The 2630-nt window shown below is 66.3% G+C and carries 4 protein-coding genes; all 4 read right to left on the bottom strand.

What is annotated here, in order from left to right:
- A partial coding sequence (locus Q0C81_RS17980) for a class II fructose-bisphosphate aldolase (RefSeq protein WP_291841160.1) occupies nucleotides 1–267 on the bottom strand: 267 nt, incomplete at its 3' end.
- Nucleotides 268–411: 144 nt separating this feature from the next.
- On the bottom strand, nucleotides 412–1608 hold the full coding sequence (gene pgk, locus Q0C81_RS17975; protein ID WP_008260654.1) for a phosphoglycerate kinase: 1197 nt from the start codon (nucleotides 1606–1608) through the stop codon (nucleotides 412–414).
- Nucleotides 1605–2027, bottom strand: a complete 423-nt coding sequence (locus Q0C81_RS17970) for a hypothetical protein (protein WP_154725853.1) — start codon at nucleotides 2025–2027, stop codon at nucleotides 1605–1607. Before Q0C81_RS17970 ends, pgk begins: the two co-directional genes overlap by 4 nt.
- 21 nt (nucleotides 2028–2048) lie before the next feature.
- The coding region (locus Q0C81_RS17965; protein WP_291841158.1) for a type I glyceraldehyde-3-phosphate dehydrogenase at nucleotides 2049–2630 on the bottom strand (582 nt) is incomplete at its 5' end.

Raw genomic sequence — 2630 nt, 5'->3', positions numbered from 1 at the left:
GGCCGGGCCGTTGCCGTGGTCCTGGTGCATGCAGACCGGGATGTGCGGATAGAGTTCGGCCAGGGCGTCGATCAGCTTGGCCAGAACCACGTCGTTGGCGTAGTTCCGGGCGCCGCGCGAGGCCTGGATGATGACGGGGGCGTTGACCTCGTGGGCCGCCTCCATGATCGCCAGACCCTGTTCCATATTGTTGATGTTGTAGGCCGGCAGGCCGTAGTCGTTCTCTGCCGCGTGGTCGAGCAGCTGTCGCAGCGTGATGCGCGCCATGGATAGTCTCCTGAGCCGAATAGTCTTTTTTGATTGGGCAAGAGACTAGCGGCGAGGCGTGACGAAGTCACGCCGCGTTACAGCCGTTTCAGCGCGAATTCAGAAAGCCGCAGTGCAGGCGTGATCCGCCTGCACCGCCGCCGATCAGACGCGCAGGGCTTCGACGCCGGGCAGGGGCTTGCCCTCCATCCATTCCAGGAAGGCGCCGCCGGCGGTGGAGACGAAGGTCATGTCGTCCGATACGCCGGCGTGGTTCAGGGCCGAGACCGTGTCGCCGCCGCCGCCTACGGCGACCAGAACACCGGCCTTGGCCAGCGCGGCCGCATGGCGGGCGACGGTCACGGTGGCGGCGTCGAAGGGCGGCACCTCGAACACGCCCAGCGGGCCGTTCCAGATCAGGGTCTTCGAAGCCGTCAGGGCGTCCAGCAGCCGCGCGACCGTGGCGGGGCCGGCGTCGAGGATCTTGTCGTCGGCCGACAGGGCGGCGCCGGCGATGACGGGGCGGGATGCGGCGCCGGGCTTGACCTCGGTCGCGACCACGAAATCGACCGGCAGCAGCAGTTTGCAGCCCTTCGCCTCGGCCTCGGCCATGATCTCGCGGGCCGTGTCGGCCATGTCGCGTTCAGCCAGCGAGCCGCCGATGTCGATCCCCTGGGCGAACAGGAAGGTGTTGGCCATGCCGCCGCCGATGGCCAGCCGGTCCAGCTTGCCGACCAGGTTCTTCAGCAGGTCCAGCTTGGTCGAGACCTTGGCGCCGCCGACGATGCCCAGAACCGGCTTCTGCGGATTGCCCAGGGCGGCGTCCAGGGCGTCCAACTCGCGGCGCATGGATTCGCCGGCATAGGCGGGCAGGTGGTGCGCGATCCCTTCCGTCGAGGCGTGGGCGCGGTGGGCGGCCGAGAAGGCGTCGTTGACATAGAGGTCGCCCAGATCGGCCAGCTTCTGGGCGAAGACCGGGTCATTGGCCTCTTCCGCCGCGTGGAAGCGGACGTTCTCCAGCAGGACCACGCCGCCGGCGTCCAGGTCTCGGATGGCGTCCACGGCGTCCGGACCGATGCAGTCGTCGGCGAAGCGGACGGGAGCGCCGAGCAGGTTCTCCAAATCATCCACGACAGGCTTCAGGCTCATCGACGGGACGCGCTGGCCCTTGGGGCGGTCGAAGTGGGCCAGCAGGGCGACCTTGGCGCCGGCGTCACGCAGCCGCTGGATCGTCGGCAGGGCGACCCGCAGACGGGTGTCGTCCGTGACCTTGCCGTCCTCCATCGGGACGTTGAAGTCCACGCGGACCAGGGCCGTCTTGCCGGCGAGATCCTTGGCGTCGTCGAGAGTGCGGAAGGTCATATCGGGCTGCCCCCAGAAAAGATGTGTCCGATCCAGAGCAGAGCGCCGTGGATCATCAGTTGAACTTGCAGTGCGACGACCGGAGCGGCGACTGCGATGAAATGTCGGCCGCTTTTCGCATGATCGCGATAGGCCGAAATAGCGAGTCCCGTGAGAAGGACAGGAACGGCGAACCAAGCAAAAGGGGCGACTGGATCAGGCCAGTTTCCAGTCAAAAAAGGGATGGCTGTTCCGAAGAAGAGCAATGCTGCGACGGCGCAGCCTCGAATGACGAACGCTCCATCCGTCAACGGCCCAAGCTCAATCTTGCGCAGTCCTAACCAGACCATAGCGCCCCAAAAGGCGATGGCGAGCAGCGACCAAGGCAGTGAAAGCCATGCGAAAAGTAAAAACCCCGGCAGTCCTAAGAATAGAAGCATGCCGGGGTTCTCGGTGCGATCTTACAGGAACTTCGCCATCACCAGCGCCGTGTCGGCCATGCGGGTCGCGAAGCCCCATTCGTTGTCGTACCAGCTGAGCACGCGGGCCAGCTTGCCGTCGACGACCTGGGTTTGGGGCAGGGCGGCGGTGGACGAGGCGGCGATGTGGTTCAGGTCGCTGGAGACCAGCGGATCGGTCGTCGTGAACAGGACGCCCTTCATCGGGCCGTCGGCGGCGGCCTGAAGCGCGGCGTTGATCTCGTCGGCCGAGGTGTCGCGACCGGAGACGACCTTCAGGTCGACGACCGAGACGTTCGGGGTGGGGACGCGGATCGACGAGCCGTCCAGCTTGCCCTTCAGTTCCGGCAGGACCAGACCCAGGGCCTTGGCGGCGCCGGTCGAAGTCGGGATCATCGACAGGGCGGCGGCGCGGGCGCGGTACAGATCCTTGTGCATCGTATCCAGCGTCGGCTGGTCGCCGGTGTAGGAGTGGATGGTGGTCATGTAGCCGCGCTCGATGCCGAACAGGTCGTGCAGGACCTTGGCGACGGGGGCGAGGGCATTGGTGGTGCACGAGCCGTTCGAGACGATGATGTCGTCGGC

The organism is Brevundimonas sp. (genome assembly GCF_023259385.1).
GTDB lineage: Bacteria > Pseudomonadota > Alphaproteobacteria > Caulobacterales > Caulobacteraceae > Brevundimonas.
Note: the sequence above shows the minus strand (reverse complement) of the source record. Positions and strands in the feature narration are given on the sequence as shown.

What these genes read in the sequence shown, in the direction of transcription:
- pgk (WP_008260654.1), bottom strand. Translation starts at nt 1,608, where the DNA reads ATGACCTTCCGCACTCTCGACGACGCCAAGGATCTCGCCGGCAAGACG.
- Q0C81_RS17970 (WP_154725853.1), bottom strand. Translation starts at nt 2,027, where the DNA reads ATGCTTCTATTCTTAGGACTGCCGGGGTTTTTACTTTTCGCATGGCTT.